This is a genomic window from Pseudomonas sp. FW305-7 (assembly GCF_058786735.1).
The window spans coordinates 38,861-64,455 of sequence record NZ_JBYSZA010000004.1; the positions used below are offsets into that span (position 1 = coordinate 38,861).

General features: G+C 63.1%; 2 protein-coding genes (1 of these 2 cut by a window edge). Both read right to left on the minus strand.

Translation table 11 applies throughout. The annotated features are described in order from the left end of the window. Complete coding sequence (locus AC3WMT_RS07215; protein WP_103303536.1) at nucleotides 1–17,850, minus strand: non-ribosomal peptide synthase/polyketide synthase; 17,850 nt, start codon at nucleotides 17,848–17,850, stop codon at nucleotides 1–3. Beyond that, nucleotides 17,847–25,595, minus strand: partial view of a non-ribosomal peptide synthetase gene (locus tag AC3WMT_RS07220; protein WP_103303535.1) — the 3' portion only. It continues 5,307 nt past the right edge of the window; the window shows 7,749 of its 13,056 coding nt (coding positions 5,308–13,056); the start codon falls outside the window, past its right edge; its stop codon occupies nucleotides 17,847–17,849. The genes AC3WMT_RS07215 and AC3WMT_RS07220 overlap by 4 nt, the downstream gene beginning before the upstream one ends.

Here is a 25,595-nt window from a genome sequence, read left to right on the forward strand (position 1 = left end):
TCAGGACAGCGTTTCGTTGACCGGCACCGACAGGCCGTCATGCCACCACGCCGCGAGACTGAAGACGTTGGGCGCCTTGAGAATCGTGAAGTGGTTGCCCGGCCCGTACCACACCGCCAGATCGTTGACCTGACGCTGCCAGCCTTCCAGGATCGCGGCCTGCTCGCGCTGATTGCCCCAGGCGTCCAGCGTCGGGTCGTCGACCAGCACCAGCCTGACCGGCCCGTGGTAGGCGAGTGTCGGTTGATAGACCGTGCGCAACGCCGTGGCGAAGGTCCGCACCGGGCCGTGCATGGCGTCTGCCGCAGCCTTTTCCGAAAGCACCCCGGCGCTCACCATGCCGGCATGCAGAAGACGCATCTGCGTCGTGTCATCGGCATTGGCAAAGGTCAGCGGGTCAATCCCCAGGGACTTGCCGCTGGACAATTGCAGCGTTTCGATCAGACGCTCCAGCGCAGCCGTCGCCGTATACGGTTTACCAGCCGTGCCGTCGCCGCCGGGCGCCTCACTGTCGATCAACGTCAGCGACGCCACTGCACGCCCGGCAGCCTGCAACTGCGCCGCCATGGCGTGCGCCACCCAACCGCCGAACGAGTGGCCGATCAGGTGCACGGGCCCCTGCGGATAAACCTGCTCGATCGCCTGCAAATAAAACGCGGCAGCCGCCTCCACCTGACTGTGCGGAACACTGCTGCCATCCAGACCTCGCGGTTGCAGGCCGATGATCGGCCATTCCGGACCGAGCGCTTCGGTCAGGTGAATGAACCCGGTCACGCTGTCCCCCGCCCCCGGCACACAAAAGATCGGCGCATGCCCGACGTGCCCGGTCTGAATGGTCAGCAGTGGCTGATACAGCGCAGGTTCCGGCGCCACGGCAGCTTCCAGCGCCTGGCTGATGGCTTGTCCGAGGGCCTGGATGTGCGGGTTTTTCATCATCGTGCGGTGATCGCCAGGGATATCGATACAACGCAGCATTGCGCTGGCAAAACGTTCCTCCCATCCGCGCGTCGGACTCGGCACCGATTGCCCGTCCATCAATTCCTGCGCGCGGAACAGATGGATTGTCTGGCTGGCCGGGCTGACCCGGTAATGCGCCAATGCCAGTCGATGCGCGGCTTCGCGCTCAAAGTAGTGTCTGGCATCGGCGGTGCTGACGGTCGCCAGTTCCGGATCCGTCAGTTGCTGCGCCAGGCAACGCTGGAACAGCTCATTGAAATCCAGTTGCCCGACTTCAGCCTCCAGCGCCTGCACACGCGCCAGCGCCGTTTGCCCCTCTGCACCGAGCATCATCGAACACCCCCGGCAATGGCCCAGCAACTGGCGCTTGTCCAGCCCTTCACCGCTCCACATCGCCTTGTTCTGAGCCAGTGGGTTGGGCGCGTAGCTGTCGAGCATGCCGATGAACGCAACCGGCTCATCAAGGCCAAGCAATTGCTGGGCAACTTCAAGGGCCAACACCCCGCCGAATGACCATCCCGCCAGACGATATGGCCCGTGCGGCTGTACCGAACGGATGATCCCGACCAGACGCCGGGCCATGCACTCGATCGTGCGCAGTTGCGGCTCGCCGAGTGGCACACCGGGCAAACCGTAAATCGGGAATTCTCCGCCGATGTGCATGGCCAGTGCCGGAAAATACACCTCGCGACCGCTGAACTCGTGCATCAGAAACAGCGGCGTACCGTGATCCCCGGCGCGCACCACGACCAGTCCTTCGGGCTGTCCGGCAACGTCGCGGCGCTGATTCAGCAGCGCAGCGGCGGATTCGACGCTCGGGTGCTGGAACAACTGCGCCAGCGACACTGGCAAGCCTGCTCGCTGCATCAGATTGACCAGACGCACCGCCAACAGCGAGTGCCCGCCCAACTCGAAGAAGTTGTCGTGACGCCCGACCTGCTCAACGCCAAGCACTTGCGCCCAGATTCGCGCCAATGCCGTTTCGACTTCGCCTTGCGGCGCCACGTACGGACGGGTGATGAGCGCATCCACCCCCGGTTCAGGCAGCGCCTTGCGATCAACCTTGTCATTGGGCGTCAGCGGCAGAGCGTCGAGCAGCACGTAAGCCCCGGGCACCATGTACTCCGGCAATCGCTCCAGCATATGGGCGCGCAACACTTCCAGATCTGGCGCGGCAACGCCGGCACGCACGGTGTACCAGGCGACCAGGCGCTCGTCGCGCACCATGACCACTGCTTGGTGGATCGCCGGGTGCTCGATCAGCCGAGCTTCGATTTCACCCGGTTCCAGGCGCAAGCCACGCAGCTTGATCTGGAAGTCGTTGCGGCCGAGGAATTCGAGGTCGCCGTCGTTGTTGTAGCGCACCAGATCGCCGGTGCGGTACAGCCGGTCACCCGGCACAAACGGGCTGTCGATGAAGCGCTCGGCCTGCATCTCGGGCAGTCCGTGATAGCCGCGCGCCACGCCCACGCCACCGATGTGCAACTGACCACTGACGCCCAGCGGCACTGGCTGATCGTGGGCATCGAGGACATACAGGCGCGTGTTGCTCAGTCCCTTGCCGATCGGCACCACGCTGTCCGGCACCGGACTACCCGGCTCCAGCGTCCAGCCGCTGCTGTCGACGGTGGTTTCGGTCGGCCCGTAGACGTTGTGCAAACGCACCCACGGCATGCGCTGACGCACCTGACGGGCCAGCGCCGCGCTGAGTTCGCCGCCACCATTGAGCACATCGGTGAGGCTGGTGCACTGGTCAACATCGTCCTGCTCGATGAAATGCTGGAGCAACGCCGGAACGAACTTGACCACGCTGACCTGATGCTCGCGAATCGCCTGCACTACATAAGCCGAGTCGCGGTTGCCGTCAGGTCGTGCCAGCACCAGACGCAGGCCGGAACACAGTGGCCAGAAGATCTCCCACACCGAGCTGTCGAAGCTGAACGGCGCCTTTTGCAGCAGCGCACCGTGCTCGGTGGGCGGACTGATCTGCGAACCCCAATGCACCATGTTGCAGGCGCTGCGGTGCTCGATCATCACGCCTTTCGGCAGGCCGGTGGAGCCGGAGGTGTAGATCATGTAGGCAAGGCTGGACGCACTCAGGCCTGGCACCTGCGGATCGTGTTCGGCCTGGTGCTGCCAGGTGCTGCGATCAAGGTCGATCAGCGCGACCGCAGACGTTGCCAACAACGAGCGGGTAGCCGATTGCACCAGCACCGCTACCGGTGCGCTGTCCTTGAGCATGTAGGCCAGACGCTCGGCCGGATAACCCGGATCCAGCGGTACATAGGCCCCGCCCGCCTTGAGAATGGCGAGCAGACCGACCACCAGATCCGGCCCGCGCTCGACGCAGATCGCCACGCGCGTGTCCGGCCGTACACCGATTTCGCGCAGATGATGAGCCAGTCGGTTGGCGCGCGCATTGAGCGCTTGATAAGTCAGGGAGCCTTGCTCGGATTGCACGGCAACGGCGCCCGGTTTACGTCGAACCTGCGCTTCGAACAACGCCTGAAGCGGCTGCTCCAGCGGACAATCGGCTTCGGTCGCGTTGTACTCGACCAGCAATCGCTGAAGCTCCTCCGGCGCCGGCAACGGCAGGTGTTCCAGTACCGTTTGATCATCGCTGACCAGCGCCGCCAGCAGTCGCTGGAAGTACCCGACAAAGCGCTGGATCGTCGCCTCGTCGAACAGCGCCGTGGCGTAGTTCAGCGCACCGCGAATCCCGCCCGGATAGTCGCCGAGGGTCAACGACAGGTCGAATTTGACAAAGTGGCTTGGGCTGGCGACGCCTTCGAGCGTCATGTCGCCGAGGGTCAGGCTTGGGCCGTCGTTGTTGTTCCAGCTCAACAGGGTCTGGAACAACGCGCTGTGGGACAGGCTGCGGACCGGTCTGGTGATTTCCACCACTTGTTCGAACGGCAAATCCTGATGCGCCTGGGCTTGCAGGGTCTGCGCCTTGACCCGCGCCAGCAGCGCCTCACCGCTCAGCTCGCCGGACGTGTCGATGCGTAGTGCCAGGGTGTTGACGAACATGCCGATCAAACCTTCGATCTCTGCGCGGGTACGGTTGGCCACCGGCGAGCCGATCACCACGTCGGACTGGCCGGACAAGCGCGCGAGCAATATCGCCCATGTGCTCATGATCACCATGTATGGCGTGACGGCGCGTCGCTGGCACAGCGCCTTGAGGCCGGCGCTGGTTTGCTCGTCCAGCTGTACTTCGACACTGCCGCCGCTGTAATCCTGCTGCGCCGGACGCGGACGGTCGGTCGGCAGGCTCAACAAAGCCGGAGCGCCGGCGAGGTTCTGTTGCCAGTAATCACACTGACGCTGCAACACTTCACCGCTGAGCCAGCGGCGCTGCCACACCGCGTAGTCGGTGTATTGCAGAGCCAGCGGTGGCAGCGGATCGGCTTCACCACGGCTGAACGCCTGATACAGCGCCATCAGCTCGCGAGTCAGCACGCCCATCGACCAGCCGTCGGAGATGATGTGGTGCATGGTCAGCAACAGCACGTGGTGATCGTCGGCCAGACGCACCAGTCGGCCGCGCACCAGTGGATCATGCTCCAGGTTGAAAGGCGCGCACGCTTCGGCTTCGCTCAGTTGCTGCAACGCCTCGTCGGCTTGCGGATGCGCACGCAAATCTGCGACTTGCAGCAACAGACCGGTGTCGACCGGCAGGATCAGCACTTGTGCCTGATCGTTGTGCGGGGTGAAGCGGCTGCGCAGGGTTTCATGGCGGGCGACGATTCGCGCCAGCGCCCGTTGCAAGGCGTCTTCATCGAGGCGCCCGCGCAGACGCAGACCCACCGGTATGTTGTACGCCGAGTTGCCACCGCCCATCTGTGCGAGGAACCACAGACGTTGCTGGGCAAACGATAGCGGCAGCGCTTGATCACGTGGTGCCGGCACAATATCCGGCAGCGTGCTGCGGCCGGCACGACTGAGGACTTCGGCGACGGCGGCCAGTTGCGGGTTGGCGAACAGATCGGCCAACGCCAGTTCCACACCCATTTGCTGACGCACCTGGGACAACATGCGCATCGCCAACAGCGAATGACCGCCGAGTTCGAAAAAGTTGTCGTGCCGGCCGACCTGCCCGACCTGCAACACCTCGGACCAGACGGCGGCGAGGCTTGCTTCCAGTGGATTGGCCGGGGCCTCGTAGATTCGACTGAGCATCGCCTCCTGCGTCGGTGCCGGCAGCGCCTTGCGGTCGACCTTGCCATTGTTGTTCAGCGGCAATACGTCGAGCCGCACCCACGCCGTCGGCACCATGTATTCCGGCAGGCGCGCCTGCAACTGCGCGTGCAGATCGGCACTGTCCAGCGCCTCGTCGTGAGCGGTGTAGTACGCCACCAGACGCGTGGTTTCCTGGCCATCGCGGCGCGCCAGCACCACCGCTTCCTTGATGCCCGGGCAGTTCAGCAGGCGGTTTTCGATTTCGCCCAGCTCGATGCGGAAACCACGGATTTTCACCTGATCGTCATTGCGCCCGAGGCAATCGAGTTGCCCCGGCGCTATCCAGCGCGCGAGGTCGCCGGTGCGATACAACAGTGCGCCGGGCGTGTCGCTGAAAGGATCACGGAGGAATTTTTCCGCAGTCAGCTCCGGCCGGTTCAAGTAACCCAGCGCCACACCCTGCCCGCCAATGCACAGCTCGCCGGTCACGCCCATCGGCACAGGTTGCTGATGAGCGTCGAGCACGTACACCTGAGTGTTGGCGATCGGCCCGCCAATCGGCACGCTTTCAGCATTTTCGGCCACTTCACCGACTTCGAAGCTCGTGGCGAAAGTGGTGGTTTCGGTCGGGCCGTAGCAATTCAAGATGCGCAACGCTGGCGCCTCGGCCAGCATTCGGCGGAACGCGGTCGGATCGCCGCGCTCACCGCCGCACAACAGAATGCGCAAGCCTTTGAGCGCCTGCGGGATCAGTTGCACGTACTGGTTGAACAGCGCGGTGGTGAGGAACAGGATCGTCGCCCCGGAGCTGCTCAGTTCTCGGCCGAAAGCATTCGGATCAAGCAAGGTTTGATGATCGATGACCACCACTCGCCCGCCGTTGAGCAACGGCCCCCAGATGTCCATGGTGCTGGCATCGAACGCCGGGTTCGAGGCGAACACAACGCGGTCCTGCGGATTGAAATCGGCATAACCGTTGTTGATCACCAAGCGGCCGATGCCACGGTGCGGCACCATCACGCCTTTCGGCGTACCGGTGGAGCCGGAGGTGTACATGATGTACGCCAGCGATTCAGATGACTGCAACAGGTTCGGGTTATGCGTCGGCTGCCCGCTGAGCTTCAGCCTGTCCAGGTCGATACGCGACGCCGGGTAGTCGATGCCTTCGCTGCTCAGCGTCAGCAATGCCACCGCCCGACAATCCTCGACCATGAACGCCTGACGCTCGCTCGGCGCGTTGATGTCCAGCGGCACGTAGGCTGCCGCGCACTTGGCAATCGCCAGTTGCGCGACCAGCAATTCCAGCGAGCGTGGCAACAGGATCGCCACATGATCGCCCGGTTGCACGCCTTGGCCGATCAGATGATGGGCCAGGCGATTGGCCTGCGCGTTCAGTTCAAAGTAGCTCAGCGAGTGCGCACCATGCACCGCTGCGACAGCTTTCGGATGCGCCGCGACCTGCTGCTGGAAAATCCCGTGCACGGTCAGCGTCTGCGGATATTCACGCGCCGTGGCGTTGAAATCCGTCAACAGGCGTTGACGCTCATCCGGCGCCAGCAGCGGCACCTGTTCCAGTACGGTGTGATCAGCGCCGACCATCGCTTCCAGCAGCCGCTGGAAATAGTCGACATAGCGCTGGATCGTCGATTCGTCGAACAACGCCGTGGCGTAGTTCAGCGAACCACGAATCACCCCGTTGACCTCCCCCAGCGTCAGGGTCAGGTCGAATTTGGCGACATCGTCCATCCCGGCCACACCTTCCAGCGACAGATCGCCGAGGACCAGACGCGGCCCGACGCTGCTGTCCCAACTCAACGTGGTCTGGAACAACGGGCTGTGTGCCAGACTGCGCACCGGCCGGACAATTTCCACCACCTGCTCGAATGGCAGGTCCTGATGCCCCTGAGCCTCAAGCGTTCGCGCCTTGACCTGCGCCAACAGCGCTTCGACGTTCGGTTCGCCCGAGGTGTCGATACGCAACGCGAGGGTGTTGACGAACATGCCGATCAACCCTTCGATCTCGGCACGGGTACGGTTGGCCACCGGTGAGCCGATCACCACATCGGACTGCCCGGACAGACGACTCATCAACAGCGCCCAGGCGCCGGTCATGGTCATGAACAAGGTCACCCCATGACGCTGGCTCAAGGCCTTGAGCGCTGCACTCAAGCGCGCGTCCAACAACACTTCGACGTTGCCGCCGGTGTAATCCTGTTGCGCCGGGCGCGGCCGATCGGTCGGCAGGGTCAACAGCGCGGGCGCACCGGCGAGGGTCTGCTGCCAGTAATCGCTTTGCCGCTGCAGTACCTCGCCACTGAGCCAGCGCCGTTGCCACACGGCATAGTCGCCGTATTGCAAAGCCAGCGGCGGCAACGGATCTGCCTCGCCATGGCTGAACGCTTGATACAGCGCCATCAGCTCGCGAGTCAGCACGCCCATTGACCAACCGTCGGCGACGATGTGATGCACGGTCAACAACAGCACATGGTGATCGTCGGCCAGACGCACCAGCCGTCCGCGAATCAGTGCATCGGTTTGCAGATCGAATGCGGCCGAGGCCTCCTGCGTCATCAATGTCTGCAAGGCAGGCTCGGCTTGCGGGTGTTGGCGCAGGTCTTCAACGCGCAGCAGCAAATCGCTGCCGACCGGCGCAATCGACACCTGCGCGGTGTCGTCGATGCTGACGAAACGGCTGCGCAAGGTTTCGTGACGAGCAACGATCCGCGTCAACGCCCATTGCAGCGCATCGGCGTCGAGACGGCCGCGCAGACGCAGGCCGATGGGGATGTTGTACGCCGAGTTGCCACCCTGCATCTGCGCCAAAAACCACAGGCGTTGTTGGGCGAAAGACAGGGGCAACGCTTGATCACGCGGCGCCGGGAGTATTTCCGGCAGCGTGCTGCGTCCGGCGCGACTCAGCGTCGCGGCCACGGCGTGCAATTGCGCATCGGCAAACAGATCGCTCAGCGCAAGCTCGACACCGAGGCGCTGACGTACCAGCGAGACCATGCGCATCGCCAGCAACGAATGGCCGCCCAATTCAAAGAAGTGATCGTGACGGCCGACCTGCTCGACCTGTAGCACTTCAATCCAGATTTGCGCCAGAACGCTTTCCAACTCGCCCTGCGGCGCCGTGTACTCACGGATAAGTAACGCAGCATCATCAGGCTTGGGTAAGGCTTTACGATCAACCTTGCCGTTGTTGTTCAGCGGCAGCACATCGAGTTGCACCCACGCCGTCGGCACCATGTATTCCGGCAGCAGTACTTGCAACTGAGCGTGCAGATCCGCGCTGTCGAGACTGTCGCCAGTCACCGTGTAATACGCCACCAGTCGTGCGTTCTCCTGGCCATCGCGGCGCGCCAGCACCACCGCTTCCTTGATGCCCGGGCAGTTCAACAGACGGTTTTCGATTTCGCCCAGCTCGATGCGGAAACCACGGATTTTCACCTGATCGTCATTGCGCCCGATGCAATCGAGTTGCCCCGGCGCCAGCCAGCGTACGAGGTCGCCGGTGCGATACAGCAGCGCGCCGGGTCTGTCGCTGAACGGGTCATGAAGGAATTTCTCGGCGGTCAGCTCCGGCCGATTCAAATAGCCCAGCGCCACCCCTTGCCCGCCGATGTACAACTCTCCGGTCACGCCCATGGGTACCGGTTGCTGATGGGCGTCGAGCACGTACACCTGAGTATTGGAAATCGGACCGCCAATCGGCACGCTTTCGGCGTTTTCCGCGACGTCATGCACGGCAAACGTTGTCGCGTAAGTGGTGGTTTCGGTCGGGCCGTAGCAATGCACGATGCGTAACGCTGGCGCCTCGGCCAGCAGCCGGCGGAACGCTGCCGGATCGCCGCGCTCACCGCCGCACAACAGAATGCGCAGGCCTTTGAGCGCCTGCGGAATCAGTTGCACGTACTGGTTGAACAGCGCCGTGGTGACGAACAGGATCGTCGCCCCGGATCTGCTCAGTTCTCGGCCGAAAGCATTCGGATCAAGCAGGGTCTGATGATCGATGACCACCACTCGCCCGCCGTTCAACAGCGGCCCCCAGATGTCCATGGTGCTGGCGTCGAACGCCGGGTTCGAGGCGAACACCACGCGATCCTGCGGATTGAAATCGGCGTAACCGTTGTTGATCACCAAGCGGCCGATGCCACGGTGCGGCACCATCACGCCTTTCGGCGTACCGGTGGAGCCGGAGGTGTACATGATGTACGCCAGCGATTCCGAGGATTGCACCAGGTTCGGGTTGTGCGTCGGTTGCCCGCTGAGTGTCAGCCTGTCGAGATCGATGCGCGGCGCGGCGTAGTCGATCACTTCGCGGCTCAGGGTCAACAGCGCCACTGCCTGGCAGTCTTCAACCATGAATGCCTGACGTTCGCTTGGCGCATTGATGTCCAGCGGCACGTAGGCCGCCGCGCACTTGGCAATCGCCAGTTGCGCGATCAGCAGGTCCAGCGAACGCGGCAGCAGGATTGCCACATGGCTGCCCGGTTGCACGCCTTGCGCGATCAGGTGATGGGCCAACTGGTTGGCCCGGGTGTTCAACTCAAAGTAACTCAACGATTGCTCACCATGCACCGCTGCCACAGCTTGTGCGTGCGCTACGGCTTGGCGCTCGAACAGACCGTGCACTGTCAGCGATTGCGGGTATTCACGTGCCGTTGCATTAAGCTCGACCAATAACTGATGCCGCTCTGCGGCAGGCACCACTGACAAGCGATCAAAACCCACGTGCGGCGTGTGTTCCAGCGTATCGAGCAATGCACCCAAAGCATTTTGCATGTATCCGCAGATCCGCTGCGCATCGATGCCGGCAGCGGCCAAGACCTTGAGGCTGAAATCCTCGCCGAGGTCATCCACGCTGAGGGTCAGGCGATAGTTGGTGTGCTCCTCGGCCTCAAGCAACTGCATCCCCTGCCATGCTGCTTGCGCCTCGGTGGAGATCGGCCCGAGCGGTGCGCTGTGACGATAATTGAGCAATGCGCTGAACAGCGGCGTACCCGACGGCATCGCGCTGCATTGTTGTACCTGCGCCAATTGCGCATGCTCATGGGCCAATAACTGACTCAGGCGTTTATGGGTCGCCAGTGCGGCGCCTTTGACGCTGTGTCCGTTCAGTTCGATGCACAGCGGCAGGGTGTTGATGAACACCCCGAGCGCTCGCTCTGAACCTTCACCGCCCTGCAATCGGCCGAGTAAAACCGTGCCGAACACCACGGCTTCGCGGCCGGACAGTTGCCCCAGCACCTGCGCCCAGGCGAGGTGCATCAGGCTGGCCGCGCTGACACCCAGGCGCCGTGCCTGCTGACGCACGCTGTGGCTGAGTGTGCTTTGCAGCGTCAGTTGTGCCTCTTGCGCAGGTCCGTCGTCCGCCAAGTGCTGGCCGTACGGCAAGGTCGGTTCATCGATATTGCCGAGCATTTCGCGGAAGAAGTCCTGGTGATCCTGCTCGCTCAACCCGGAACGGGTGTGCGCCACGTAATTGCGGTACGGCACCGGCTCGCTCAGATGCTGTGGCTGACCCAGCAGAAACGCCTGCATCTCGTGTTGCAGCACTTCAAGCGCGACGTGATCCATCACCAGATGATGGAACAGCAGCAACGCGACCACGCGCTGGTTACCTGCATCGCGGCTGTGCACCACGCGCATCAGCGGTGCTTCGGTGACGGGCATGCGGTATTGATCGACGGTGAAGCGCGCGCGCAATTGACTCAGCGCGTCAGCCGAATCAGCGTCAAGTTCCTGCGCCTCACAGCTCAGCGAAGCCTGACGCCAGACCACTTGCACCGGCTGTTCCAGGCCTTCCCAGAACAGCGATGTGCGCAGAATGTCATGGCGTTCGATCACCCGTTGCAGCGCCGCGACAAATGCCTGCAAACGCTGCTCATCGGCGAAGGCAAACTGCGCTTGCAGAACATACGGATCGCCCTGAGCCGCCGCCAGATGATGGAACAGAATCCCGGTCTGCAACGGTGCCAGCGGATAGATATCCTGAACATTCAGGGCACCACCGGGGACGCTCGCCACGATTCTGTCGATGGTCGCCTGATCCAGCGCGATCAGCGGCAGCAACTCAGGAGTGATGTGCGTGCAGTCCGGCGGAATGAGATTGGCCGGGACAGCCGCTTCAGGTTCTCCGCCCGCGGCTGCGGCCAGCGCCGCCAGGGTAGGCTGGCCGAACAGCACGCGAATATCCGCCGACAGGCCGGCCCGGCGCATGCGTGCGACCAGATTAACCGCCATCAACGAATGCCCGCCCAGTTCAAAGAAGTGGTCGTGGCGCCCTACCCGCTCGACCTTCAACAGCTCGGCCCAGAGCCCGGCAATCACTGTTTCGACTTCACCGACCGGGGCTTCGTACTCGCGCTTCAGCAGCGCCGTCTGGTCCGGTACCGGCAAGGCTTTGCGGTCCAGTTTGCCGTTGGGGCTCAGCGGCAAGGCTTCCAGATGCACGAACACAGCGGGCACCATGTAGTCCGGCAGATGCGTGAGCAATTCGCTGCGCAACTGCTCGATCTGCAAGGGCTCGCCGCTGTAGTACGCCACCAGCCGCTGATCGCCCGGGACGTCTTCACGGGCCAGCACGGCGGCTTCGCGCACGCCGTCGACCTGCGCCAGATGCGCCTGAATCTCGCCGAGTTCGATGCGCAAACCACGGATCTTGACCTGATCGTCATTGCGCCCCAGGTATTCGATATTGCCGTCGGCGAGATATCGCGCGACGTCGCCAGTGCGGTACATGCGCGCGTCCGCTTGCTCGCTGAACGGGTCGTTGAGGAAGCGTTCGCCTGTCAGCTCGGGCCGATTCAGATAACCCCGCGCCACCTGCACACCACCGAGATACATCTCACCGACGACACCGAAGGGCACCGGTTGCTGGTAAGCATCAAGGATGTACACGCGGGTATTGCACAGCGGTTTGCCGATTGGTGGCGCGGCTTCCGGTACCGGCGTATTCGGCTCCAGCGTCCACACGGTGCTGTCGACGGTGGCCTCGGTCGGGCCATAGACGTTATGCAGGCGAACGTGCGGCAGGCGCACGCGCACGCTGCGCACCAACGCGGCGGTCAACTCGCCGCCACCACAGAACAGATCGGTCAGGCTGCTGCATTCGCCGACATCCTCGACTTCGAGGAACTGCTGCAACAGCGCCGGCACAAACTGAACGACATTGACCTGTTGCTCGCGAATGAGCTGCACCAGCGCCGCCGGGTCGCGGTGCCCGTCGGGGCTGGCGAGGACCAGACTCATGCCCGTGGTCAACGGCCAGAACAGCTCCCAAACCGAAGCGTCGAAGCTGAATGGGGTTTTCTGCAACAGCGCGGCGCCGGTTGAAAGCGGACACAGGCTGGCGCTCCAGTGCAGCAGATTGCTCAGGTTGCGGTGCTCGACCATCACGCCTTTCGGGGTGCCGGTGGAGCCTGAGGTGTAAATCACATACGCCAGATTCGCAGCGCTCAGGTCTGGCACCTGCGGATTGCTCTGCGGCAGGTTGTGCCAGGTGCATTGGTCGAAATCGATCAGCACCGCCGCAGATTCGCCGATCAGCGTACGCGTCGCCGAATGCACCAGCACGGCTACCGGCGCGCTGTCCTCGAGCATGTAGGCCAGACGCTCGGCGGGATAACCCGGATCTAGCGGCACATAAGCGCCGCCGGCCTTGAGAATGGCCAGCAAACCGACCAGCAATTGCGGTCCGCGCTCGACGCAGATCGCCACCCGCGAATCGCTGCCCACACCGCACTCGCGCAGATGATGCGCAAGCTGGTTGGCGCGGCGGTTCAACTCGGCATAACTCAAACGCAACTCAGCGCACACCACGGCGTCAGCCTCTGGCGTGCGCAAGACCTGCGCCTCGAAGCGGCCATGGACAGTCTGCTCAAGTTCATGCTCGATGGCGGTCGAGTTCAGATCAACCAGCAAATGCCGGCGCTCTTCGTCCGCCAACAACTCGACCTGCGCCAGCACCGCTTGATCGTTGCTGACCATCGCTTGCAACAAGCGCTGGAAATAACCGACATATCGCTGGATCGTCACCTCATCGAACAAGGCAATGGCATATTCCAGCGAACCGCGAATGCCGTCCGCAGCCTCCGCCAGGGTCAACGACAGATCGAATTTGGCAAAATGGCTCGGCTCGGCGACGCTTTCCAGCGTCAGATCACCCAGGCTCAGGCCAGTGCCGTGGTCGCTTTCCCAACTGAACATCACCTGGAACAACGGGCTGTGCGCCATGCTGCGCAGCGGTTTGGTGATTTCCACCACTTGCTCGAACGGCAGATCCTGATGCGCCTGCGCCGCCAGTGTCTGCGCCTTGACTCGCGCCAGCAACGCCTCGCTGCTCAACTCACCGGAGGTATCGATGCGCAGCGCGAGGGTGTTGACGAACATGCCGATCAAGCCCTCGATCTCGACGCGGTTACGGTTGGCGACAGGCGAGCCGATGACCACTTCCGACTGCCCGGACAAACGACTCAGCAGGCTCGCCCATGCGCTGATCATCAGCATGTACATCGTCACGCCGTGCCGCTGGGACAGGGCTTTGAGGCCGGCACTCAAACGCTCGTCGAGCAGCACATCGACGGTGCTGCCGGCGAAATCCTGTTCTGCCGGACGGGGTCGATCGGTCGGCAGCATCAACAGCGCCGGCGCGCCGGCTAGCGTCTGTTGCCAGTATTCGCTCTGGCGCTGCAACACCTCACCGCTGAGCCAGCGGCGCTGCCACACCGCGTAATCGGTGTATTGCAGCGCCAGCGGCGGCAACGGATCCGGTTGGCCATGGCTGAACGCCTGATACAACGCCATCAGTTCACGGGTCAAAATCCCCATCGACCAGCCATCGGAGATGATGTGGTGCACGGTCAGCAGCAGCACATGGTGATCATCGGCCAGACGCACCAGCCGCCCGCGAATCAGCGGGTCGTCCTGCAAATCGAAAGGCCCGGAAGCTTCGCCCTGAATCAGCGCCAACAAGGTTTTCTCAGGTTGCGGGTGTTGCCGCAGATCTTCGACGCGCAGCAGCAAACCGCTGTCGACCGGGGCAATCAATACCTGTGGTTCGTCATTGAACTGAGCGAAACGGCTGCGCAGGGTTTCGTGGCGGGCGACGATGCGACCCAGCGCCTGTTGCAGCGCCTCTTCGTTCAGCTGGCCACGCAGGCGCAGGCCGATGGGAATGTTGTACGCGGTGTTGGCGCCTTCCATTTGCGCCAGAAACCATAAACGTTGCTGGGCGAACGACAGCGGCAAAGCACCGTCACGGGCCACCGGCACAATCTCCGGTTGCGTGCTGCGCCCGGCTCGCGCCACCGCTGCGGCGACCGCCGCCAGTTCAGCGTTGGCGAACAGATCGCCCAGCGCCAGTTCTACCCCGAGGCGTTGGCGAACCTGGGAAACCATGCGCATCGCCAGCAATGAATGGCCGCCGAGTTCGAAAAAGTGATCCTGACGCCCGACTCGCTCAACCTGTAGCACTTGTGCCCAGATCTGTGCCAGTGCGGTTTCCAGCTCATTGTGTGGCGCCTCGTATTCGCGGGTGAACAGCGCCGCACGATCAGGCTTGGGCAGTGCCTTGCGGTCGACCTTGCCATTGGCCGTCAGTGGCAACGCGTCGAGTTTGACGAAGGCCACCGGCACCATGTAATCCGGCAACTGCGTCAACAGGTGCGCGCGCAACTCGGCCACGGCCAGCGGCTCGACCTGCGCCTGCTCGGTGAAATAGGCGACCAGGCGCGGCTGGCCGGGCTCGTCTTCGCGAGCCAGCAGCACCGCTTCCTGGATGCCGGGCAACTGGTTGAGGCGGGTCTCGATTTCGCCAAGTTCGATGCGCACGCCACGGATTTTCACCTGATCGTCATTGCGTCCCAGGTAATCAATCGTGCCGTCGGCGCGCCAACGGGCTAGGTCCCCGGTGCGATACATGCGCGCATTTGCGGCGCTGCTGAATGGATCGTCGAGGAAGCGCTCGGCCGTCAGATCGGCACGATTCAGATAGCCACGCGCAACACCCGCACCACCGACATACAACTCGCCCATAACGCCAATCGGCACCGGACGTTGTTGTTCATCGAGCAGATACACCGTGGCATTGGCGACCGGTTTGCCGATGTGCAGCGCATCACCCGCCTCGATCCGGCCAGAGGTGGCGACCACCGTGGCTTCGGTCGGGCCATAGTTGTTGATCACGTCGAATTGCTGGTTGCGGCTGAACTGCCGCAAGCGGTCGCCACCGATCAGCAACGTGCGCAAGGTCGGGTGTTCAAGGTTCTGGCTGAAGGCATATTCGGCCACTGGCGTCGGCAGGAAACTCACGTCCAGCGGCTGCGCATGCCACCAGTCGAGCAGCGCATCGATGTCTTCGCTGCCTTCGTGAGTCGGTGCCAGATGCAGGGTCGCGCCGGCACACAACGCCGGCCAGACTTCCCACGCCATCGCGTCGAAACCGAACCCGGCAAGGCTCGACGTGTGGCGACCGGCGCACAGATCAAACGCTGTGCAATGCCAGTCGACCAGATTCGACAGCGCGCGGTGTTCGACCATCACGCCTTTCGGCAAGCCGGTGGACCCGGAGGTGTAGATCACGTACGCCAGGTGCGCGCTGGTCAGGCCCGGCACCTGCGGATCAGCGGTCACGCCCAGCGGCCAGGCGCGCTGATCGAGGTCGATCACCGGCACATTCAGCGCCGGCAAGCGCTGGTGCAAAGTGCTCTGGGTGAGGATCACAACCGGGGCGCTGTCACTCAGCAAGTAGTGCAGACGATCTGCCGGATGCGCCGGGTCAATCGGCACGTAACCGGCGCCCGCCTTGAGAATTGCCAGCAGCCCGACCAGCGTATCGAGGCCGCGCCGGGCGACGATGGCGACACGATCATCGGGTTTCACCCCGAGTTCGATCAAGTGATACGCCAGCGCATTGGCCTGCCGGTTGAGCTCGGCATAACTCAATGGCTTATCGAGAAAGACCGCCGCCACGGCTTCCGGCCGCTGCACCACTTGCGCCTCGAAACGTTGCGCGATGGTCAGCGTTGCCGGGTAGTCGGCGTGGGTGGCATTGAACGCCAGCAAGACTTGTTCGCGCTCGGCCGCCGGCAGAATCGGCAGCTGGTTGAGCGCAGTGTCCGGCGCTTGCTCCAGCGCCAGCACCAGACCTTCCAGTGCGCAGTGCAGGTACTCGCAGATACGCTGCGGGTCAACCTCAGTGGTGGCCAGCAAAGTCAGGCTGAAGGCATCAGCGAAATCATCGACGCTCAGGGTCAGCGGGTAATTGGTGCGTTCTTCGGAGCTGAGGGTGCTGATGCCTTCCCACGCAGCGAGGGTCTCGGCACTGGCAGTCGCCGCCGTGTGGCTGTGGCGGTAATTGAGCAAGGCACTGAACAACGGCGTGGGCGCGACCACACCGCTGCAACGTTGTGCCAACGCCAGCGGCGCGTGTTCGTGACGCATCAACGTGGTCAGGCGTTTGTGCGTCGCTTCGACCGCAGCACGCACGCCCTGCGCATCGACATCGATCCGCAGCGGCAAGGTATTGATGAAAATCCCCAGCGCGCGCTCGGTGGCTTCGGCGCCTTGCATACGCCCCATCAACACCGTGCCGAAAACCACATTGGGTTTGCCGGTCAGCACCGCCAGCACCTGCGCCCAGCCGAGATGGAACAGGCTCGCGACACTCACGCCGAGCTGCCGCGCCTGCACCCGCAAACGCTGCCCCAGCAACGGGTTGATCGGCAGGCTCAGTTCGGCGATGCCGAGTCCGTCGCCCTGCACATCGTGCAAGCCGTACGGCAGCGTCGGCTCGGTTATATCGCCAAGCATGTCGCGGAAAAACGCCTCATGTTCGGCCTCTGTGATGCCCAACCGTGCCTGCGCGACGTAATTGCGAAACGGCACTGGCCGCCCCAGCAATTCATGCTGGCCGGTGAGACAGACTTGCAGTTCGTGCCGCACCACGTCGAGCGCCGAGTGATCCAGCGCCATGTGATGGAACAGCAACGTCGCCACGACCCGTTGACCGGCCTCATCCCAGGCGTACGCCAGACGCATCAGCGGTGCCCGAGTAACGTCGAGACGGAAATGTCGCGCATCAAAACGCTCGTGAAGTTGTTGCAAGGCATCGCCGTCGTGGTCGAGCTGCACTTCTTCCACGGGCAGTTGCACCTGGCGCCAGACCACTTGCAGCGGCGTATCCAGCCCCTCCCAATGCACTGCCGTGCGCAGGATGTCGTGGCGATCGATCACCGTTTGCAAGGCCTGAGCAAAAGCCTGTAACCGCTGGCGATTGCTGAACGCAAAGTACGACTGCATGACGTACGGATCGCCCTGCTCGTTGCTCGCATGGTGGTAAAGAATGCCTTCCTGCAACGGCGCCAGCGGATAGATATCCTGCACATTGGCGGCGCCGCCGGGGACGTCAGCGATCAAGCGGTCAATAGTCGCTTGATCAACTTCGGTGAGGGTCAGCATTTGCGGCGTGATGCGCGTGGTGCCGGGGACAATACCGTTGGCCGGCACGTCGATCTGGCCAGCCTTGGTGGCCGAATATTGCCCGGCCTTGATCAGTTCGATCAGCGCCGGTTTGTGCTCACGTAGCGCTGCCAGCAATGCCGGATCGCTCAAGGCCTGCTTGTTGCCGTTTACGCGCAACTGGTCGTCGCTGACCGCCAACTGAATGTCTTTGCTTTTCAGGGTTGCCAACAGTTCGATCACATTCACAGGACGATCTCCATTCTTTCCGTAATTGCGGCGTAGCCGGCCAGGGTCGGCTGTTCGAACAGCGCCCTGACATCGGCTTCCATGCCTTCCTGACGTAACCGGCCGATGAGGCTGACCGCCAGTAATGAGTGACCACCCAGCTCAAAGAAATGGTCGTGCCGCCCTACCCGCTCGACGTTGAGCAACTCGGCCCAGAGACGAGCGAGGATGATTTCGACTTCACCGACCGGCGCTTCGTATTCACGGGTTTTCAGCGCGCTCTGATCCGGTGCCGGCAAGGCCTTGCGGTCGAGTTTGCCGTTGGGGCTCAGCGGCAACGCGTGCAGATGCACGAACACCGCAGGCACCATGTAATCGGGCAAATGCTCCAGCAGATGCCCGCGCAACACGTCGACTTCCAGACGTTCGCCGGTGTAATACGCGACCAGACGCTTGTCCCCCGGGACCTCTTCACGGGCCAGCACCGCGGCTTCCTGCACGCCGGCGATCGCGGTCATGCGCGCCTGAATCTCACCCAGTTCGATACGCAGGCCGCGGATTTTCACCTGATCGTCGTTACGTCCCAGGTACTCGATGTTGCCGTCGGGCAGATAGCGGGCGACATCACCAGTGCGGTACATCCGGCCGTCGGGCCGGAACGGATCGTCGAGGAAGCGTTCGGCATTCAGTTGCGGGCGATTGAGGTAGCCACGGGCGACCTGCACGCCACCGATGTACAACTCGCCGATCACGCCTTGCGGCACCGGTTGTTGCTGGGCGTCGAGGATGTACATAAGGGTGTTGGCAATCGGTTTGCCGATGGGCGTGTTGTCCGGTGTCTGCTCGATTGGCCCGGCGCAGTTCCACGCGGTCACGTCGACGGCCGCTTCGGTCGGGCCGTACAGGTTGTGCAGCTCGCTGCCCGGCAATTGCAGTTTGAAACGTCGCACCAGACTGCCCGGCAACGCCTCACCGCTGCACATCACCCGCCGCAGCCCCCTGCTGCGTTCGGTGTCACTGTTGGCAAGGAACACGTCGAGCATCGACGGCACAAAGTGCAGCGTGGTGATGTTCTCGGCCTCAATCACTTTTGCGAGGTATTGCGGGTCCTTGTGCCCGCCAGGCTGAGCCATGACCAGGCGCGCACCGGTCATCAACGGCCAGAAAAACTCCCACACCGACACGTCGAAACTGAACGGGGTTTTCTGCAACACCGTGTCCGCCGCCGTCAGTGGGTAAGCGTCCTGCATCCACAACAAGCGGTTGACCACCCCGGCGTGCTCGTTGACCACGCCTTTCGGCTGGCCGGTCGAGCCGGAGGTGTAGATCACATACGCGGTGTGCTGTGGGGTCGATCCAGCGCCGGGCAGATTGTCCATCGGTTGCGCTTGCCAGTGCGGTTGATCGAGATCGATCATCGGCACATCAACCTCGCCCAGCAACGCACGAGTCGAACCCTGCACCAGCACCGCAACTGGCGCGCTGTCGTGCAGCATGTAGGCCAGACGTTCCAACGGATACGCCGGATCCAGCGGCACATAGCCGCCGCCTGCCTTGAGAATGGCCAGCAGGCCGACCACCATATCGAGGCTGCGTTCGACGCAAATCGCCACCCGCGAATCCGCCTGCACGCCCAGGCCTCGCAGGTGTCGCGCCAGTTGATTGGCCCGGGCGTTCAGTTCGGCATAGCTCAGCTGTTGCGCTGCCGTCGCCACGGCCGGCGCCTGTGGCGAACGTTGTACCTGCGCCTCGAACAGACCATGGAGCGTTTGCTCAAGATCGTAATCGACTTCGGTAACGTTGAATTCGCACAGCAATTTCTGCCGCTCTGCCTCTGGCAACACCGGCAGATGGTTCAGCGGCGCCTGCGGTGATTGCTCCAACGCTTCGGCCAGGCTCGACAAGGCCCGCTGCATGTAACCGCAAACCCGCGTTGCGCCGATGTTCGAAGGGGTCATGACCGTGAGGTAAAAGCCCTGACCGAGGTCATCGACGTTGAGACTCAGCGGATAGTTGGTGCGTTCTTCGCTGGAGAGGCTGTCGATGCCTTGCCAGCTCAGGCGAGCGGCTTGCTGCTGTTGCTCGCTGACGCTGTGGCGATAGTTGAGCATGGCGCTGAACAATGGCGATGACCCGGTCACGCCACTGCAACGCTGGGCCAGCGCCAGTGGTGCATGTTCGTGGCCGAGCAATGCAGTCAGTTGCGCATGCGTCGCCCTGACACCGGCACGCACTGGCGTTTGACCCAGATCCACGCGTATCGGCAAGGTATTGATGAACATCCCCAGGCCGCGATCAGCACCGCTACCACCCTGCATCCGCCCCAGCAGCACGGTGCCAAACACCACGCGTTCCTGACCCGAGGTCGCCGCCAGCACCTGTGCCCATGCAAGATGGAACAGGCTGGCAACGCTCACGCCCAACTGCCGCGCCTGACTGCGCAGGCGCATGGCCAATGCCTCGGGCACGCTTTGGCGGACTTCTTCAATGTCATTGCCGTCGCCCCGCACATCGAGCATGCCGAATGGCAGCGTCGGCTCGTCGATGGCGCCCAGCATCTCGCGGAAAAACGCTTCGTGTTCCTGCTGGTTGATGCCCAGCCGTGTCTGGGCCACATAGTTGCGGTAAGGCACCGCCGGCATTGGCGCTTCGCCGTGCCCCAAGAGAATCGCGAGCATTTCCTGTTGCACGACTTCCAGCGCGGTGTGATCCATGACGATGTGATGGAACAGCAGCATCGCCACCACCCGATCGTTGACCGGATCCTGTGCATACACCAGACGCGTCAATGGCGCCTGGCTGATATCCAGACGGAACTGCCGCGCGTCGAAACGCTCATTCAACTGCAACAACACATCGCCCGCCGCCGGGTCGAGCGCGATTTCCTGCACCGGCAGTTCAGTTGCGCGCCAGACCACTTGCACGGGCGCGGTCAACCCTTCCCAGACCACCCCGGTGCGCAGGATGTCGTGGCGCGCCATGACCTGACGCAATGCGTCGGCATAGGCTTGCAGCCGTTCAAGGCAGTCGAACGCCAGACGCGATTGCAGCAGGTACGGATCGCCGCGTTCAGCGGTGATGTAGTGATAAAGAATGCCTTCCTGCAATGGCGCCAACGGATAAATGTCCTGCACATTCGCCGCGCCGCCCGGCACCGTGGCGACGATGCGCTCGATGCTGGCCTGATCCAGTTGCACCAGCGGCAACATGTCCGGGGTGATGTGGGTGCAATCGGCCGGAATCAGATTGGCCGGCACTTCGACCACGCGGCCACTGCCCACCGCAGCGGCCAGCGCAGCCAGGGTTGGCTGGCTGAACAGGACGCGCACGTCGGTGCGCAGATCGGCCTGACGCATGCGCTCGATCAGCGTCACCGCCAGCAATGAATGCCCGCCCAGTTCGAAGAAATTGTCGTGACGGCCGACCTGTTCGACCTGCAGCACGTCAGACCAAATCTGCGCCAACGTCGTTTCGACTGCGCCCTGCGGCGCTTCGTACTCGCGGCTGAGCCAAGCGCTTTGGTCCGGCTCGGGCAAGGCTTTGCGATCAAGTTTGCCGTTGGCGGTCAGCGGCAGGCTGTCCAGTCGCACATAGGCTGCCGGCACCAGCGCTGGCGGCAACTGCGCTTGCAGATGACTGCGCAAATCCTCGATCTCGACGCTCACCTGCCCGGTGAACCACGCCAGAAGTTGCCCGTCACGCACCAACACCACGCAATTCTGCACCGCATCGTGGCGGCTCAGCGCCGCTTCGATTTCGCCCAGTTCGATGCGCACACCGCGCAGTTTCACCTGATCGTCGTTGCGCCCCAGGTATTCGATAGTGCCGTCGCCCAGCCAGCGTGCGAGGTCGCCGGTGCGGTACATGCGCGCCTGCGGTTCGTCGCTGAACGGGTCTTCGAGGAAGCGTTCGGCACTCAGCTCGGGCCGGTTCAGATAACCGCGTGCCACACCGGCACCGCCAACGAACAATTCACCCGCAACGCCGACCGGCACCGGCCGCTGTTGCTCGTCGAGCAGATACACCTTGGCGTTGGCCATCGGCCGACCGATATGCAGCGTCTGCCCGGCCTCGACCGCGCCAGACGTGGCGACCACCGTCGCCTCGGTCGGGCCATAGTTGTTGATCACCGCGAAGGTCTGATTGCGAGGGAATTGCCGCAACTTGTCGCCACCGATCAACAGCGTGCGCAAAGTCGGGTGACCGAGGTCGCGACTGAAGGCATATTCGGCCACCGGCGTCGGCAGGAAACTCACCTGCAACGGCTGCGCGCGCCACCAGTCGAGCAAGTCATCGAGGTGTTCGTTGCTGATCGACTGCGGCGGCAGGTGCAGGGTCGCGCCCACACACAGCGCCGGCCAGATTTCCCAGGCCATCGCGTCGAAACCGAATCCAGCGACACTCGCGGTGTGGCTGCCGGCCTGTAGATCGAAAGCCTCGCAGTGCCAGTGCACAAGGTTTTCCAAGGTCGAGTGCTCGACCATTACACCTTTCGGCTCACCGGTTGAGCCGGAGGTGTAGATCACATAGGCCAGATGCGCCGGCGTCAGGGTCGGCAGTTGCGGATTGGCTTCGGACAGGTGTTGCCAGGTGGGGTTGTCCAGATCGATCACCGGCATCCGCCCCAGCAGATCGCGGGTCGAAGCCTGTGCGAGCACCGCCACGGGATCGCTGTCCTGCAACAGATAGGCAATGCGCTGCGCCGGGTACGCCGGATCGACCGGCACGTAACCGGCGCCAGCCTTGAGGATCGCCAGCAACGCCACGAGCATGTCCGGGCTGCGGCGCAGGCACACGGCGATGCGGTCATCGGGCTGCACGCCGAGGCCGAGCAAGTGATGGGCCAGGCGATTGGCGCGCTGATTGAGCTGAGCGTAGGTTAACTGCTGCGCGCCCTGGACCACTGCCAGAGCATCTGGCCGCTGCTCGGCCTGAGCCTCCACCAACCGATGGATCGTCGCGCCACGCGGATACGCCGCTGAATGCTGGTTGAAGCCGACCAGCAGGTGCTCGTATTCCGCGACCGAGAGAATCGGTAAACGGTTCAGCGGACGTTGCGGCGCCTGCTCGAGCGCTGTCACCAGATGTTCGAGCGCGGTGTGCATGTAGCTGCAAATCCGTGGCGCGCCGATCTGCCTGACCGCCAGCACCGTCAGGGCAAAGCCCTCGCCGAGATCATCAACGCTGAGGGTCAGCGGGTAATTGCTGCGCTCTTCACCGCCCAGGTGGCGCACGCCTTCCCAGATTCCTTGCCCCTCTTGTGCCTGGGAATCTGCGGCACTGTGGCGGTAATTGAGCAAAGCGCTGAACAACGGCGTCGAAGCGGACACCGCGCTGCAACGCTGGGCCAGCGCCAGTGATGCATGTTCATGGCCCAGCAGCGCAGTCAGCCGGGCGTGGGTGCGCTTGACGCCAGCGCGCACGCCTTCGCTGACATCCACGCGCAAAGGCAAGGTGTTGATAAACACGCCCAGTGTTCGATCCGCGCCCTCGCCGCCCTGCATACGCCCCATCAACACGGTGCCGAACACCACATCACGGCGATTCGAAACCACGCCCAGCACCTGCGCCCAAGCCAGGTGCATCAGGCTCGCCGGACTGACGCCCAACTGTCTGGCCTGCTCGCGCAACCGCACGTTCAGACCGGCATCGACCGCTTGCAGGGCTTCTTCGATATCGCTGCCATCGCCCTGCACATCCTGCAAGCCGAACGGCAACGTCGGTTCATCGATAGCGCCGAGCATTTCGCGGAAAAACACCTCGTGCGCTTGCTCGTCAGCACCCAGACGCGCCTGCGCCACGTAGTTGCGATACGGCATTGGCGTTGTCAGGGTGTGCGCCTGATTGAACATGATCGCGCGCATTTCCTGACCGACCACGTCCATCGCGGTGTGATCGAGGATCAAGTGCTGGAACAGCACAATCGCCACTACTCGTTGCTGCGCCGGGTCCTCGGCATAAACGATGCGCAGCAACGGTGCCTGGGTCAGATCGATGCGGTGATGTCGGGCGTCGAAGCGCTGGTGCAACTGTTCGAGAATATCGCCGTGCGCCGGGTCCAGCGGCACCGCTCGCACCACCAGTTGCGCCTGACGCCACACCACCTGGTGAGCGCTCGGCAGGCCTTCCCAGACCACGCTGGTGCGCAGAATGTCGTGACGCACGATGACCTGCTGCAAAGCATCAGCGAAGTGGTGCAAACGCTCGAGGCTGTCGAATGCCAGACGCGATTGCAGCAGGTACGGATCGCCCTGTTCGGCGCTGAGGTGGTGATAGAGGATGCCTTCCTGCAACGGCGCCAGCGGATAAATATCCTGCACGTTGGCCGCGCCGCCCGGCACCGTGGCGACGATGCGCTCGATACTGGCTTGATCGAGTTCAGTCAGGGTCAGCATGTCCGCAGTGATGTGCGTGCATCCGGCCGGGATCAAGTTGGCCGGTACCTCTATCTCGCGACCGCTGCCCACCGCCGCCGCCAATGCAGCGAGGGTCGGCTGGTTGAACAGCACGCGCACATCGGCACTGAGGCCGAGCTGACGCATGCGCTCGATCAGGCTCACCGCCAGCAACGAATGCCCGCCCAGTTCAAAGAAGTGGTCATACCGACCGATGCGCTCGACCTTGAGCAGGTCGGCCCAGATCTGCGCCAACGCGACTTCCACTTCCCCTTGCGGTGCTGCGAATTCCCGGCTGAGCACGGCATCCTGATCGGGTGCCGGCAATGCCTTGCGATCCAGTTTGCCGTTGGCCGTCAGTGGCCATACGTCCAGTCGCACATAGGCCGCGGGCAACATGTAGTCGGGCAACTGCCCTTGCAATTGCCCGTGCAACTCGCTGATCGCAGGCACGTGAGCAGTGTCCTGCGCGGTGAACCACGCCACCAGACGTTTATCGCCCGGCACGTCTTCGCGCAGCAGCACCACGGCATCGCGGACCCCGGCACAGGCGCTCAGGCGGGTTTCGATCTCCCCCAGTTCGATGCGATAGCCGCGAATTTTCACTTGCTGATCATTGCGCCCCAGGTACTGCAACGTGCCGTCGGCAAGCCAGCAGACCAGGTCACCGGTGCGATACATCCGCGCATCCGGCGCGTCGGCAAACGGGTCGGCAAGAAATTTCTCTTCGCTCAGTTGCGGCTGATTCAGATACCCCTTCGCCACCCCGGCACCGCCGATGAACAGCTCACCGACGGCCCCCACCGGTAGCGGCTGTTGACGGGCATCAAGCACATAGCAGCGGGCGTTGCCGATCGGCCGGCCGATGGCAATGCTGCCGGTTTCGACAGCGCGGATTTCATGGGTGGTGGTGAATGTCGTGGCTTCGGTCGGGCCATAACCGTTGAGCAAATGCTGCGGTGCGCCATCACGCAGCACGCGGGCGATCACCGCAGGATCCAGCACATCGCCACCCACCAGCAGGTAGCGCAAGCGGCGGAACACCGGCATCAAGTCATCGGCGTATTGATGGAACAGGCCGGCAGTCAACCACAGCACGTTGACGGCCTGCGTCAGCAGCACGTTGAGGAAGCTCTCGCGAGACAGCACATCGTCCTGCCCGATCACCACGACCGCGCCGCCGTTAAGCAGCGGCGCCCAGACTTCCAGCGTACTGGCGTCGAATGCCGGGTTCGAAGCGAACGCTACGCGGTCGCCGCCATTGAAATCGGCGTAGCCATTGTTGATCACCAGCCGCGTGACGGCCCGATGCGGCACCAGTACGCCTTTCGGCGCGCCGGTCGAACCTGAGGTGTACATGATGTAGGCCAG